The sequence below is a fragment of the Petrimonas mucosa genome (assembly GCF_900095795.1).
In the GTDB taxonomy this organism is placed as follows: domain Bacteria; phylum Bacteroidota; class Bacteroidia; order Bacteroidales; family Dysgonomonadaceae; genus Petrimonas; species Petrimonas mucosa.
In genome coordinates this window covers 2793590-2807040 of the sequence record NZ_LT608328.1, presented here as the reverse complement: position 1 = coordinate 2807040, position 13451 = coordinate 2793590, and the positions used below count along the sequence as shown (strand labels likewise).

Annotated in this window: 11 protein-coding genes; 7 read left to right on the top strand and 4 right to left on the bottom strand. The window is 50.3% G+C overall.

Annotated elements, in window-relative coordinates; genetic code table 11:
• Positions 1 to 12: 12 nt before the first annotated feature.
• Genes ING2E5A_RS11135 through ING2E5A_RS11120 form a run of 4 tightly spaced genes read right to left on the bottom strand, consistent with a single transcriptional unit; the run spans position 13 to position 4634 of the window.
• Positions 13 to 2559 carry a S9 family peptidase gene (locus ING2E5A_RS11135; RefSeq protein ID WP_071138339.1) on the bottom strand — a complete coding sequence of 849 codons (2547 nt, stop codon included), beginning with the start codon at positions 2557 to 2559 and terminating at the stop codon, positions 13 to 15.
• Positions 2556 to 3368 (bottom strand): 4-(cytidine 5'-diphospho)-2-C-methyl-D-erythritol kinase, encoded by an 813-nt coding sequence (gene ispE, locus ING2E5A_RS11130; protein WP_071137454.1) that lies wholly within the window; start codon positions 3366 to 3368, stop codon positions 2556 to 2558. The genes ING2E5A_RS11135 and ispE overlap by 4 nt, the downstream gene beginning before the upstream one ends.
• Positions 3369 to 3378: 10 nt before the next feature.
• Positions 3379 to 4077, bottom strand: coding sequence for a DUF2461 domain-containing protein (locus tag ING2E5A_RS11125; protein WP_071137453.1), 699 nt, complete (start codon positions 4075 to 4077; stop codon positions 3379 to 3381).
• Positions 4074 to 4634, bottom strand: coding sequence for a hypothetical protein (locus ING2E5A_RS11120; protein WP_071137452.1), 561 nt, complete (start codon positions 4632 to 4634; stop codon positions 4074 to 4076). Before ING2E5A_RS11120 ends, ING2E5A_RS11125 begins: the two co-directional genes overlap by 4 nt.
• A 192-nt stretch (positions 4635 to 4826) precedes the next feature.
• Here ING2E5A_RS11120 and ING2E5A_RS11115 point away from each other — a divergent pair, with 192 nt between their 5' ends.
• From ING2E5A_RS11115 to ING2E5A_RS11085, 7 genes are all read left to right on the top strand, one after another.
• Entirely contained in the window at positions 4827 to 5591 is a 765-nt protein-coding gene (locus tag ING2E5A_RS11115; RefSeq protein WP_071137451.1) for a LiaF domain-containing protein, read from the top strand.
• Between the two features lie 45 nt (positions 5592 to 5636).
• A complete protein-coding gene (locus ING2E5A_RS11110; protein ID WP_161942013.1) occupies positions 5637 to 6449 on the top strand; it encodes a LytR/AlgR family response regulator transcription factor in 813 nt (270 codons plus the stop codon).
• 96 nt (positions 6450 to 6545) lie between these two features.
• The gene (locus ING2E5A_RS11105) at positions 6546 to 7148 is read left to right on the top strand and encodes a TetR/AcrR family transcriptional regulator (protein ID WP_083373322.1); all 603 of its coding nucleotides are present in this window, start codon (positions 6546 to 6548) and stop codon (positions 7146 to 7148) included.
• A 21-nt stretch (positions 7149 to 7169) separates the two neighbouring features.
• Positions 7170 to 8618, top strand: coding sequence for a TolC family protein (locus tag ING2E5A_RS11100; protein WP_071137448.1), 1449 nt, complete (start codon positions 7170 to 7172; stop codon positions 8616 to 8618).
• A 32-nt stretch (positions 8619 to 8650) separates the two neighbouring features.
• Positions 8651 to 9673, top strand: coding sequence for an efflux RND transporter periplasmic adaptor subunit (locus ING2E5A_RS11095; RefSeq protein WP_071137447.1), 1023 nt, complete (start codon positions 8651 to 8653; stop codon positions 9671 to 9673).
• 30 nt (positions 9674 to 9703) lie between these two features.
• Positions 9704 to 12841 carry an efflux RND transporter permease subunit gene (locus ING2E5A_RS11090; protein WP_071137446.1) on the top strand — a complete coding sequence of 1046 codons (3138 nt, stop codon included), beginning with the start codon at positions 9704 to 9706 and terminating at the stop codon, positions 12839 to 12841.
• A gap of 18 nt (positions 12842 to 12859) precedes the next feature.
• The gene (locus ING2E5A_RS11085) at positions 12860 to 13153 is read left to right on the top strand and encodes a PG0541 family transporter-associated protein (RefSeq protein ID WP_071137445.1); all 294 of its coding nucleotides are present in this window, start codon (positions 12860 to 12862) and stop codon (positions 13151 to 13153) included.
• The last annotated feature ends 298 nt before the right edge of the window (positions 13154 to 13451 follow it).

The following is a 13451-nucleotide window of genomic DNA, read 5'->3' as shown; positions in this document are numbered from 1 at the left end:
TTGTTTCAGGAACTATTTCTCTTTCTCTCCCTCTCCGAACATTGAATCCCACCATCGTGAGTCGCCTTTCAACCACTTGGCAAACCATGCGTAAATCGCATTGTTCCACGCGATACGCTTGTCGTAATTGTAGATGGCATGGTTCTCGCCTTCCACCTGGATGAATTCAACCGGCTTGTTCAGCAGCTTCAATGCCGTGTACATCTGTATACTCTCTCCAATGGGAACATTCGTATCGGCCGTACCGTGCAGCAGCAACAGAGGGGTATTTATCTTGTCCGCATGGAAGAGGGGGCTTTGTTCCGTGTAGAGCTTTGGATTGTTCCACGGATAGCTGCCAGCACTAGCACCGGCACTGTATGAATAGCCCCAATACCCTTCGCCCCAGTAGCTGGTAATGTTGCTGATTCCTGCATGCGAAACCGATGCGGTAAAGATATCGGTTTTAGTAATCAGGTACTGGGTCATGAAACCGCCGTAGGAAGCACCTATGTTTCCGACCTTCGTGCCGTCGACAAAGGGATGGGCCGCAACAAACTGTTGCACGCCTTCAATGATCTCTTCAGCTGTCCGTTCTCCCCAGGCATTCACGTGCCGGGCAGAGAACTCCTGCCCGTATCCGGTGGTGCCACTCGGTTGCAGCGTATAGACAACATAGTCCTGGGCAGCATACACGTGTAGAGGATAGGTGCTTTCGAACCCGCGGGAGGTGGGACTTGTACCGCCATAGTAATATACGATAAGCGGATATTTCTTGGCGGGATCGAAGTTAGGAGGCAGATAGTACCTGCCGTCAATCTCATCGCCGAAGCTGCTGGTGAACTTCCAGTCTACCACTTCGCCCAGCTCCAGGGTGTTGAGCTGTTTGGCGTAAGGATCTGAGATAAGGGTGGATTCGCCCGTTTTCAGATCGAGCAGATACCCCCTGTTGGAGTTTGAAACGCTCACTCCCGTATAGGTAGCCCACCTTCCGTTTCTGGAAATGTCGAACGAGCGGATCACATCCTCCTTCAACGGGAGTTTTTCAAACTTTCGTCTGTCGGGCATGTAGCGGTATACGTTCACACGATCCGCCTCCTCCACGCGGTAGTAGATGAAGTTATCACCTGGATTCCACTCCTGGGCAGTGATCGACGGGTTGAAATATTTCGTTACGGGGTCAACCTTGCGGGTTGCCAGATCCATGATGAACGACTGCGTATCGTAGCTGTTGGCTATCTGCCCTTCGTCGATATTCAGTCCGATGCCGTTAAATGCTTCGGGAGCGCCGTGAATCAGCAATTTTTTACCATCGGGAGAAAATTGTGCCGAATAGGTGTAGGCCTGATCTTTCCATATGGTGTCAACGGTCATGGTGGCAAGATCGAGCATGTAGAGGCTACTCTTTCTGAATGGCCGTTGTGACAGGTCTTCTTCCGAGGTAGAGAAAAGCAGATACCTCACATCGTCGGTGATGTCGTTGAGCGAGGCGCTTTGCCTACCGAAAGTGATCTGCTGGACAACTCCTGTCTCGAAGAAATATCGGTAGATGTAGGTCCTGTCGCGGTAACCGGTCTGCCGGTCGTCGATACCGATCATCCTCCTTAGTCCGCTTGGCGTGGTGACCGAAAGGGTCTCTCTGGAGGAGTAGAACATCGATTTTTCGTCCGGTGCGATATGGAATCTTTCTTTGGGGAGCCGTTCCGCCATGACCTTTGTCTCCGATGTCAACGGATCTAGCAGGTAGATCGTTCTGCCATCGCTGTTGTCTGACACGTAGTAAAGCTGGTCGGATTTCGGCATCCAACCGAGTTGCGAACGGTTTGCAATCTCCGACAGGAGAGTACGCTTCTGTTTCGTATCGTAAATCTCTATATAATCGCGGTTTTCTCCACCTTTCATCGTCTCCCGCAGGTTGAGCAACAGAAATCTGCCGCTAGGCGAGATGGAAGAGCCGTTTATCCGTTTTCCCTCCAGGATATCGTTGATTGTAATGCGCCGCTTATCGGTGTTGTTGAAGGTGAATTGGAGCAGTGAGTCCTCCTGCTCGGGTTTCAGTTCAATCTTGACTGCCGGCCCGGCTTTGCTTTCTGCAGATGCCAGCAGTTTGATGATGACCCGTGCATTGTTTGTAAACCCGTTCAGGGTGGCGTCGACCGATCCCGAGTGATGCAGGCTGTCGTTTGCCGTTGTTTTGGTAGCTCGCTTTACGTCGTTTACGTACAGTTCAAGCAGATTAGGCGATGTGATGGTCAGCTTTCCTTTCCCGTAACGGTTGCCGTTAACGAAAAAGGAGAGCAACTGGAGCGTGTACCCCTTATCCGGTTTCGGTAGGTGGAAGAATCCGGCAGTGTCGGGCTTGAGTTCTGTAGTGAAACGCTCATGGGCCGGAAACGAAACGAAGTAGGAGAGCAGTGTCTCGTCTGAAAACTTGCTCGCTTTGAGATCGGTGCTGTCGAGTAATACCGGCTGATAAACGGTAACGGGCGCAAACGAACGGATGCCGGCAGGCATATATTTCTGTTGCGCTGAGAGCGGCAAAAGCATGCCGAGTGCGATCAATAGGATGTTATGTCTCATAATTCTTTGTTTTTCCATACCCAACAGTTGTCGAATCTGATCTCCGTCGCCTTCTCAAAAAGAGCATAAACCGAAGATCCGGAGCCGGACATGGAGGCATATAGCGCTCCGTTGGCGTACAATTCTTCTTTTATCTTGCAAATTTCGGGATATTTTTTGAAAACCGAGGGCTCGAAATCGTTTTTCATAAGTTCTTTCCACTCGGAGACCGGCCTTTTGACTACCTCCTCCAGCGGCACCTCGGGGATCGAAGGCGAAACCAGGGCGTATGCCTCTCTCGTTGAGACGGTAATGTTGGGTTTTACCAGCACGAAGAAGTAACCGCTCAAGTCGAGCTCAACCTCTTCCAACAGGTTGCCGATGCCTTTTGCCAGGGCGGGTCTGTTTCTGATAAAGAAAGGAGAGTCGGCGCCGATCCTTGCCGCCCTCTCTTCCAGCTCCGGCAAGGTGTAACCGAGCGAGAAGGTGTCGTTCAACAATTTCAGCATGAAGGCGGCATCGGATGAACCACCACCCAGTCCTGCTCCGAAAGGGATCCTTTTGAGCAGGTGAATATCGATGGCTGGAATTCTCTTTTCCGCCGAGATCACCTTCAGGGCCTTCACTACCAGGTTCTCCCCGGTCTCTCCCTCAATTTTCAGGCCTCTCTGAAAGAACCGGTATCCGGTATCTTCCCCCGTTGGAATGATCTCCAGTGCATCCCTTACCCCGACGGGATAGAAAAGGGTCTCAAGGTTGTGGTACCCGTCGGTTCGTCTCGAAACTATGTTCAGTCCTAAGTTTATTTTAGCGTTGGGAAAACAGATCATGCATGAAACTCTATATGGGTGTAACTTCTTCCCTGACCTCCACCATCAGCCGGTATAAGTCGGCCAGATGCGTAAAATCGTCTGCCAGCAGGCTGGCGAGTTCTTGGGTGTAAATTCTTTTGTCGGAGACGGGAAGCTTCTTCATCACGTAAACCGCCTTCCGGTTCATCCAGGGTTGAAAAAAATCGGGCAGCGAATTGTTGATCGGCTTTTTGTAGCATTCACCTTCGACTGAAAATCCGCGTCCGATCACCTTCTCCTCCACCATCTCCCGAAAGGCCCCGGGCTCGGTTTCAACTCTCTCCCTGAAGGCATCCATCACTTTCCGTTTGGGAGCATAGAGTCCCATACCCAACAATACCTGCTCGGTATTGAGTTCCATGAAATATCCCGGAAAATTCTCCCACGACGTACCCATACGCTGGAAACTCATCCAGAGGCAGGTGTTGTAGGGATCCTTGTTCCTTGAGAAGCGGATATCGCGGTAAATACGCGACAACACTTTGTGTGGACGGAGCTCAAACAACGGATCGATGGCATACATTACCGGTGATAGTGTGTTGACCAATGCCCGGAATGGCTGTAACAGTTCAATCTCGTAAAGTTCGCGATGATCCTCGAACCACTGGCGAAAGTTGTTCTCCTTGAGATCGACCAGAAACTGAATGGTGTCGGGGGTGAAACCCGAGAATGGAGGCACGCTTTTCATTTTTCTACAACACTGTAGGAGTTGGCAGCAATGTGATAGAACGAGAGGTAATCTTTCCCCTCAGAAGCTTTACGCTCGGCAAGCCTTTCCCGGAACTGGTTCACGCGATCCATTTCGGAACTGCCTGCCGCCACACCCTCGGCCTTCTGTTCGGTTTCGCAAGCTTCACCATCTTCACCATGGGTTACGGATCTGTTTTCGACAATCTCCTCCTCCATTTTCTTGAGATCTGCTTCGGTGATTTTCTCTTCTACCAGGATGCCTTTCACCACCACTTCATTATCTACACATGCCTTGTCGAATTTACCCAGCGTACTGTTCGACTCCACACGGATGGTATGGACCTCTCTACTCCCCTCCAAAAAAAGTTTCATCCCGCTTTTAGCACATACATGCGTGGCCTTTCCTTTTACGGTGACCGTCTGCCCTACATACTCATCCGGGGTTGTCAATATATTGTCTACCGTCAGGGGCTCTTTCTCTGCATTTGAGCAGCCGTAAAGCATCAGAAGCGAGAAAACGACAAAATAAAATGCAAATGAGGTGTTCTGTTTCATCTTGATTGATTCGATTAATGATTATTACCCAAAGGTATCGGTTTTTCGTCAAAAACAGAAAGATTGGATAGAAAAATTGAACTCCTTTTTTCTTCATTCGTCGGGGAAAATAGCCTCTTTTACCGATTTTCTCTTGTCATACCGTCACATTGTACCTATCTTTGTTTCAATTAGTTTTAAACGATGAGATCTATGGAAAATGGTAAAGAACAATTGAAATTGTCAGGCAGATCCAAAGGCGGCCTTTTCGGTTTTCTGCTTGTTCTGGTAGGGACGTTGCTTCTTGCATTTAATTTTGGCTGGATCGACCCTACATTGCGTTACGTCATCTTCTCCTGGCCCGCCCTGTTTCTCCTGTTTACAATTGTTGCCCTGTTCAGGAGAGAATTCCTGGCCATGTTTTTCTGGCTTGCCCTGGCTGCTTTCTTTCTGTTGCCCCGTATAGCACAACTCTACCCTGATGCTTTGCCGGGAGTGGACGAGAGTTTTGCCGAAACATACTGGCCTATACTATTGATACTTTTCGGAGTAGGGGTAATCCTGAAAATTGTGTTTGGTACAAAAAGTTGCCGGCATCGTCATCTCCATCGCCCGTATGAAAATGTGAAGGTGGATGGAGGCAACGGGGTCTATATCCGTGAAGTTCTCTTCAGCGGAATTGAGGATATCTTTCTCGAGCCTCTCTTCAGGGGAGGGCAGATACAGGTGGTTTTTGGCGGAGTTGAGCTCGACCTGCGTCGTACGACACTGCCCGAAGGCGATACCATCCTGCATGTGGAAGCTGTCTTTGGCGGGATTAAACTTTATCTTCCCGACGACTGGGTGGTAATACCGAAGGTAAGAACAGTCATGGGTGGAGTGGAGAATAAGCATTTCTCCAGATCGACGGGCGAAGGTGCCTCGCGCAGGTTGATCATCACGGGTGAGATGGTTTTCGGAGGATGTGAAATCGGGTAGCTTTTCGACAAGATGAGCCTCTTTCTTCCGAATAATCTCTCCCGTATGCTGGCGATATCGGGTCTCTGTATCGTCTATGCGACCGTGCAGGCATGGGCATTCGGTTGGCTTGTATCTTTCCCGTTTCTTCAGCTGATGTTGGACGGGATGGTGAACGGATTGTGTCTCACCGCTCTGAGCTACCTGCTCTGGAAGGTGATTAAATATGGAAATTTTGAAACACTGGAGTTTTACCAGCGGCTGATCAATTATGCCGCACTCGGTCTTCTGAGCATAGCAATATGGACAGGTCTCTGCTACCTCTCGGCCTATTCTATTTTCGATCCGGATAAATGGTCTGAAGCTATCAGCATGCTTCCGCTGAAAGCTTTCATTGCATTACTGATCTACCTGCTGATGATACAGCTTTTCAGGATGGGTCTTGCAGTAGCGGGTGTGGAGTCTCAACGGCAAACCGAAGAGGAGACCGAAGAGGAGACCGAGGAGGAGATAGCAGGTATGGATAACCACAGGACAGAAGAGATCGAGATGCTTGAACGCATTGTGGTAAAGTCGGGACAGAAAATAGATGTGATACGGGTTGCGGAGATTGTCTATTTTCAGGCCGAAGGTGATTATGTGAGGATTTTTACCGACTCCGGAAAGTATCTGAAAGAGGAAACCATGAAATATTTCCAATCTCATCTGCCAGACGGTCAGTTTATCAGGGTACATCGTTCTTATCTGGTCAACACATCGAAAATCCTGCGTATCGAGTTGTATGAAAAGCAAAATCAGTTGCTCACCCTAAGTAATGGCGACAAGATAAAAATCAGCGCTTCCGGCTATAAACGGCTACGGGAAAAGTTGGGCTTATAGCCGGCTCTTTATGTAAAGTATGTTAAAACTTAGAAAACCGATTTGATATTTTGAGTTTTTAGATTACCTTTGTGCCGCTTTTTTTTTAAAGAAAAAATGACACTAAAAGAACGAATCGTATCAAAAGCGGGCACTCTTTTTTACCAGTACGGAATTAAAAGTGTTTCCATGGACGACCTTGCCTCTTCCTTGGGGATCTCAAAACGAACACTTTACGAGAACTTCCGGGATAAGGAGGAGGTGTTGCTGACCTATCTGGCTGCATTGCGGGAGGAGAGGAACAACAAGATTCTGGAGGTAATAAACCGCTCGGAAAACATGATAGAGGTGTTTCTTTATTTCATTGAGTACCACAAGAACAAGGAACTGCCCTCCATCAAGTTTTATGAAGATATCTACAAATATTATCCCCGGATCTACAAGCTGATCCAACAGGATAATGAAGAGAACAAGGTACATATTAGGGAGTATCTTCAGAAAGGAATTGAGCAGGGGTATATCCGTGAGAACCTGAATGTGGATGTTGCGGCTTTTTTGGTTGAGGAGAGCACATATACCTATATCCGTGCCGCCTATCTCAAAAAACCACCTTTCTCTTTTCAGGAGCTGTTTTTTACGATGATGGTGAATTTTATCCGTGGAATCTCCACCCATAAAGGAATTCAGATCATTGATAATTATCTGGCAAGTAAATCATAAGAAAACAACTAAATTTTGTATATGAGAGTTAAACAGTTAAGCATCATTTTATTGATGGCCTGTGGAGGGTTGAGATTGTCCACAGCAGTTGCACAAGGTTCAGACAGTTTGCGGATTGATCTGAACACCGCTTTGGAGATCGCCCTCAGCGAGAATCCCAAGGTGAAGGTTGCCGATATGGAGATCACGAAAAAGGTGTATGCCAAGAAATCGGCCTATGGAGCACTGCTTCCACAGTTCGATCTCATCGGTCAATACCAGCGCGCCATACAACGTCAAACCGTCTATTTCGACGGGGGACTCGGATTGGGCGGCAGTATAGACCCGACCAAATTTACTGAAGATGAGTTGAAAATTGTGGAAACGGTGGGGAAGATGTTCGCGTCCGATCCGGAAAGTGCAGATGAGGGTTTTCAGATGGGTCGTCTGAATGTCTATACCGCCGGATTGAACGTAAGCATGCCGTTGGTTGTTCCCTCGCTCTGGAAAAACATTCAGATGAGCCAGGTAGATATTGAACTTGCCATGGAGAAGGCCCGTTCTTCGCGCATCGACCTGGCGAACCAGGTGAAGAAGTCGTTTTACTCCCTGTTGCTGGCACAGGACAGCTACGAGGTGTTCAAGAAGACATATGCCACCGATTCGCTCAACCTGGAAAATATCCGCGACCGGTTCAAACAGGGCATTGTAGCCGAATATGATGTGATTACTGCCGATGTGAGGCTTAAAAGCCTGATCCCAAGTATTCTCCAGTCTGAAAACATGATGAAGATTGCTGAATTGCAGCTGAAGATGCTTATGGGGATGGACAGCGATATCCCGTTGAAGGTTGTAGGGTCGCTCGACGACTACCGCGACTCCATGTTCGATACGATTATCCCCGCAGATACCACGCTCATGGATAATAGTGATATTAAACAGTTTGATCTGCAGACCGATATGGCAAGAAAGGGGTATGAGATGCAGAAACTGCAGTTTGCCCCTTCGCTTGTTTCTACCTTCAACTATCTCTACATGAGCCAGAACAACGACTTCAAGTTCGGTCAATACCGCTGGGATCCATATTCCACGCTGGGTATCACGCTCTCCATCCCGCTGTTTAACGGCGGACAGCGCTACAACAACCTGAAACAGTCTGGAATACAGCTCCATCAGCTGAGTGAGCAGCGAAAAGAGGTGGAGCGCGGCCTGAAACTCTCCATCAAGAACAATTGGAACCTGATGGCAAAAAGCATGGAGCAGGTAGTGGCCTCCGAATCGGCTGTGGAACAGGCCCGTAAAGGATACCAGATCACACAGAAACGGTACGAGACAGGTATGGGCACCATTGTTGAAGTAAATTCTGCGGCACTGGCCATTACCAATGCAGAACTGCAGTACCGCAATGCCATTTACGATTACCTGGCTGCCAAGGCCGACCTGGAAAAGGTGTTGGGCTACGATATTACACCATTGCAAATCAAGGAATGAATAAATAATAGATACAGATAACAGAGATTCAGATGAAAAAGCACAATTTAGTGAAGTTACTCCCTGTGCTGGCAGCAGCACTGCTTGCCTCCTGTGCAGGAAAAGGGGCTTCGGAGAATACCGAAGGCGAGGCATCCAAGAAGAGAAGCGTTCGTGTAGAGACGGTACAACTGGTACCCGTGGATCAGATTACCACTTTTACCGCATCGGTCGAGGCCGATCAGGTAAACAACATAGCCCCGGCCATGGGCGGTCGAATCCGTAAGATCTATGTGGATGTGGGTTCAAAGGTTCGCATGGGGCAAGCTGTCGCGGCCATGGATGCTGCAAGTTATACCCAACAGGAGACGCAGGTCTCCACACTCCGGAGAGATTTCGAACGTTACCAGGAGCTCTATGCAGTGGGTGGCATCTCCAAGCAGCAGCTCGACCAGCTCCGTACCCAGCTTGAAGTTGCCGAGACGGCCCTTAAGAATCTGGGCGAGAATACCACCCTGGTGAGTCCCATCAACGGTGTGGTAACCGCACGCAACTACGATCCGGGAGATGTGGCCATGCAGCTGCCTATCCTCACCATCGAGAATATCAACCCGGTGAAGGTGGTGGTCAACGTTTCGGAATCTTATTACAGCCGGGTCCAGTTGGGCATGCCGGTTGAGGTGACCGTCGATGCGCTGGGGAGTGAAACCTTTACTGGAAAGGTGTCGCTTATCCATCCGACATTTGATCCGGTTTCCCATACATTTACCGTTGAGATTTCCGTTGCCAATTCCGATATGCGGCTTCGTCCAGGGATGTATGCCCGCGTAAAGATGAACTTCGGTACCATCGAACGGCCCCTTATCACCGATATGGCGGTGCTGAAGCAGGTGGGTTCGAACGACCGTTATGTCTTCGTGGAGAAAGATGGGAAGGCCCACTACGTGGTAGTAGAGCTGGGCGCCAGGATCGGCAACAAGTATGAGATCATTTCGGGACTGAATGCCGACGACCGGATCATCATCCAGGGCAACAACGGCCTGATTGACGGAACCGAAGTTGAAGTGGTGGAATAAGCTATAAACCGAATAAAACAGAGATAACATATGAAACCATATGAAACCGCGGTGAAAAACCCCGTGGGGACGGCACTGATCTTTATCGGTGTCGTGCTGATCGGGTTGATGTTTTACCGGCAGCTGCCGATAGACCTTTACCCGAACATTGACATGAACATTGTTTCAGTAATGACCTCCTATTCGGGTGCGGGTGCTGAGGATGTTGAGGCAAACGTGACGCGTCCGCTGGAAGATGCACTCAACTCGACCGAGAAACTGAAGGAGATCACCTCCCAGTCGAAAGATGGAATCTCCATCATCATACTCGAGTTTGAGTATGGTACCAATATGGACGAGGTGATGAACGACGTGCGGGACAAGGTGAGCATGATTTCCGGTTACCTGCCGGACGGGACCGAGGACCCGATGATTCTCAAGTTCAGTTCCGACATGATCCCGGTGGTAATCCTTTCGGCTACGGCCCGGGAGAGTTCGGCCGCCCTGTACAAGATACTTGATGAACAGGTGGCCAACCCGCTCAACAGGATCTCCGGCGTGGGAACTGTCTCGGTGTCGGGTGCCCCGGAACGGGAGGTGCAGGTCAATGTGATTCCGCAAAAACTGGAAGCCTACAACCTGTCGGTCGAACAGATCGCGCAGGTGATTGCCGCCGAGAATGTGAACGTGCCGGCCGGTAACATCGATATCGGCTCACAGACCTACATGCTCCGCCTCGAAGGTCAGTTCAGCAACAGTGACCAGCTGAACAACATCATCGTGGGCAGCAGCCTGGGCAAACCGATCTACCTGCGTGATGTGGCCACGGTGAGCGATACACTCGAGTCGCGCATTCAGGAGAGCTATACCAATGGAGAGAGGAGTGCCACCATTGTAGTGCAGAAGCAGTCGGGTGCCAACTCGGTGCAGATTGCCGATGCGGTAAAGGCTGAACTCACCGTTTTGCAGAAGAACCTGCCGCCAGATATCAAGCTGGTGACGGTAATGGATACGTCGGACTATATCAAGGTGTCGATCAACAGTCTGCTGGAGACCATCATCCTGGCATTGATCATAGTGGGAATCATCGTGCTCCTCTTCCTGGGTAGATGGCGTGCCACCATCATCGTGATGGTGACCATCCCGATCTCGCTGATCGGCTCCTTCATCTACCTCTATCTTACCGGCAATACGATCAATATCATCTCGCTCTCGGCGCTCTCCATTACCATCGGTATGGTGGTGGACGATGCGATCGTGGTGCTGGAGAATATCACTTCGCATATCGAAAGGGGGAGCCGTCCGAAGCAGGCCGCTATTTACGGAACCGAGGAGGTATCCCTGTCGGTAATTGCTTCCACGCTGACCATCATCGCGGTATTCCTGCCGATGACCATGGTAGGCGGTTTTGCCGGTGTGATGTTCAAGCAGCTGGGCTGGATGGTGACCATCATCATCTCCCTGTCGCTGATCATCGCTCTTACACTTACTCCCATGATGAGTTCAGGTATGCTGCGTGCGACCAAGGATATCACAATGAACGGTTTCGACCGCTGGTACAGTCAACGGATATTGCCCCTGCTCGACGCGATCGACAATCTCTATGCCCGTTTGGTAAACCAGGTAGCTCGCAGGCGGAAGACCACTCTTGTTACCATTATATTGATCTTCCTGGTAAGTGTGGTAATCAGCGCCCTCACCCTGAAGACCGAATTCATGCCGGCATCCGACAACAACTCCATCGCCATAACAGTGGAGATGCCCACCGGTACCCGGATGGAGCTGGCCAGGGAGACTGGACACCGCTTTGCCGAACAGATGAAAGGCAAATATCCGGAGATCGAGATCATCTCCTTCAGCGTGGGTGCCGCCAGTGAGGATAATACCTGGGCTGCCATGCAGGATAACGCATCCAACATCATCACCTACCGGATCCGTCTCACCGAGGCGAAAAACCGGAAAAAGAGCATTTACGATGTATCTGACGAGATGCGCCAGGATCTGGCCGCCATGCCGGAGGTCCGCCGTTTCAAGGTGCAACCGGGCGGAGGTGAGATGGGAATGACCGGAGGCAGCAATGTGGAACTGGAGATTTACGGTTACGACCTGCTGCTGACCAGCAGGGTGGCCGAAGAGCTGCAGGCAAGAATGGAAGAGGTAAAGGGGTTGCGCGATATCACCATCTCCCGCAAGGATTACCGTCTGGAATACCAGGTGCAGTTCGACCGGGAGAAGCTGGCGCTTAACGGCCTTAGCATGAGTACCGCTGCAGGTGCCATCCGTAACCGGATCAACGGGCTTGTCCTCTCCCGTTACCGGGAAGAGGGCGAGGAGTATGACATCCGGGTGCGCTTTGACGAGAAGTACAGGGAGTCGATTGAAGATATCGAGAACATTCTGATCTACAATCCAATGGGTGTTGGCGTGAGGATTCGCGACCTGGGTACGGTAGTGGAGACATCAACCCTTCCGCAGATCGATCGTCAAGACCGCCAACGTATTGTGAAGGTGAGCGGTACAATCTATGGTCGTGCCCTGAGTGAGGTGGTGGCCGATGTGAACAGCGTGCTCGACAGCTATGATCTTCCCTCAGGCGTACAGATCGAGATCGGCGGATCGATGGAGGAGCAGCAGGAATCATTCTCCCAACTGGGGCTGTTATTGATCCTCGTTTCGTTGCTGGTCTACATCGTACTGGCATCGCAGTTTGAGTCGCTCACCTATCCCTTCATGATTATCCTGACGGTACCCTTTGCCTTCACCGGCTCGATCCTGCTGTTGTCGCTCTCCGGCGAACCGTTGGGAATCATGGGCTTCGTGGGGTTGATCATGCTGGTGGGTATGGTGGTGAAGAACGCCATCGTGCTGATCGACTACATCAACCTGAACCGTGAGAGAGGCATGTCGATCATCACGGCAGTAGTACATGGCGGACGCTCCCGCTTGCGGCCTGTACTGATGACAACCCTTACCACCATCCTCGGTATGATACCGCTGGCTATCGGTACCGGACAGGGCTCGGAGATGTGGAAGGCTCTCGGTATCTCCATTATCGGAGGTATGACCTTCTCCACCATCATCACGCTGGTATTGATACCGGCTCTCTATTCCATAATGGCGGGTAACGGTGTGCGCCGCAGACGCAGGAAACACCGCAATCTACTGGTAAAAAAACAGCTGAACGGATAACTTTAAAAACTAGATGAAATGAAGGCAGTAATGATTATGCTCGACCAGGCGCACTACGATCAGATCGTGGAGAACCTGAGCCGGCTCAATATACGCGGCTTTACCTCCTGGAAAGAGGTATACGGCAGGGGCAGCAGTGATGGTATTCCCCATTACGGGAGCCACGCCTGGCCCTCGGTGAACAATGCCATCCTCACCATCGTGGAGGATGATAAGGTGAGAAGCCTGTTGTCCTTCCTGCGGGAACTGGATAGTGAATCGGAAAACCTGGGTCTACGTGCATTTGTCTGGAACGTGGAAGGGATGATTTAATGGCCACCGGCAGTTATTGAAAAGGCAGTTGCCCGTCGGGGTAACTGCCTTTTTTGGTATGTCGGGCATGGTATTAAGCTAACAGGATGAAAGTTCCTGTATGTGCCGAGTTGATAGGAAACATTAGTGATTGGCAAAGGTGTTGCGGGCGACCGCAAATCTGAAAGAAGCCATTAGCAAATCTGCAGTTCTGACGAACAGAAACCAGATATAAGGCTCATTTGAGCGGGCAACCGAGCCATAGATTGGGAACGCCCAAAATTCAACCGTAACTCAACGTGAGTAAATCAGGCAGAAC

Excerpts from the sequence above, each read along its gene's own strand:
- ING2E5A_RS11135 (WP_071138339.1), bottom strand. The coding sequence starts at position 2,559 with ATGAGACATAACATCCTATTGATCGCACTCGGCATGCTTTTGCCGCTC.
- ispE (WP_071137454.1), bottom strand. The coding sequence starts at position 3,368 with ATGATCTGTTTTCCCAACGCTAAAATAAACTTAGGACTGAACATAGTT.
- ING2E5A_RS11125 (WP_071137453.1), bottom strand. The coding sequence starts at position 4,077 with ATGAAAAGCGTGCCTCCATTCTCGGGTTTCACCCCCGACACCATTCAG.
- ING2E5A_RS11120 (WP_071137452.1), bottom strand. The coding sequence starts at position 4,634 with ATGAAACAGAACACCTCATTTGCATTTTATTTTGTCGTTTTCTCGCTT.
- ING2E5A_RS11115 (WP_071137451.1), top strand. The coding sequence starts at position 4,827 with ATGGAAAATGGTAAAGAACAATTGAAATTGTCAGGCAGATCCAAAGGC.
- ING2E5A_RS11110 (WP_161942013.1), top strand. The coding sequence starts at position 5,637 with ATGCTGGCGATATCGGGTCTCTGTATCGTCTATGCGACCGTGCAGGCA.
- ING2E5A_RS11105 (WP_083373322.1), top strand. The coding sequence starts at position 6,546 with ATGACACTAAAAGAACGAATCGTATCAAAAGCGGGCACTCTTTTTTAC.
- ING2E5A_RS11100 (WP_071137448.1), top strand. The coding sequence starts at position 7,170 with ATGAGAGTTAAACAGTTAAGCATCATTTTATTGATGGCCTGTGGAGGG.
- ING2E5A_RS11095 (WP_071137447.1), top strand. The coding sequence starts at position 8,651 with ATGAAAAAGCACAATTTAGTGAAGTTACTCCCTGTGCTGGCAGCAGCA.
- ING2E5A_RS11090 (WP_071137446.1), top strand. The coding sequence starts at position 9,704 with ATGAAACCATATGAAACCGCGGTGAAAAACCCCGTGGGGACGGCACTG.
- ING2E5A_RS11085 (WP_071137445.1), top strand. The coding sequence starts at position 12,860 with ATGAAGGCAGTAATGATTATGCTCGACCAGGCGCACTACGATCAGATC.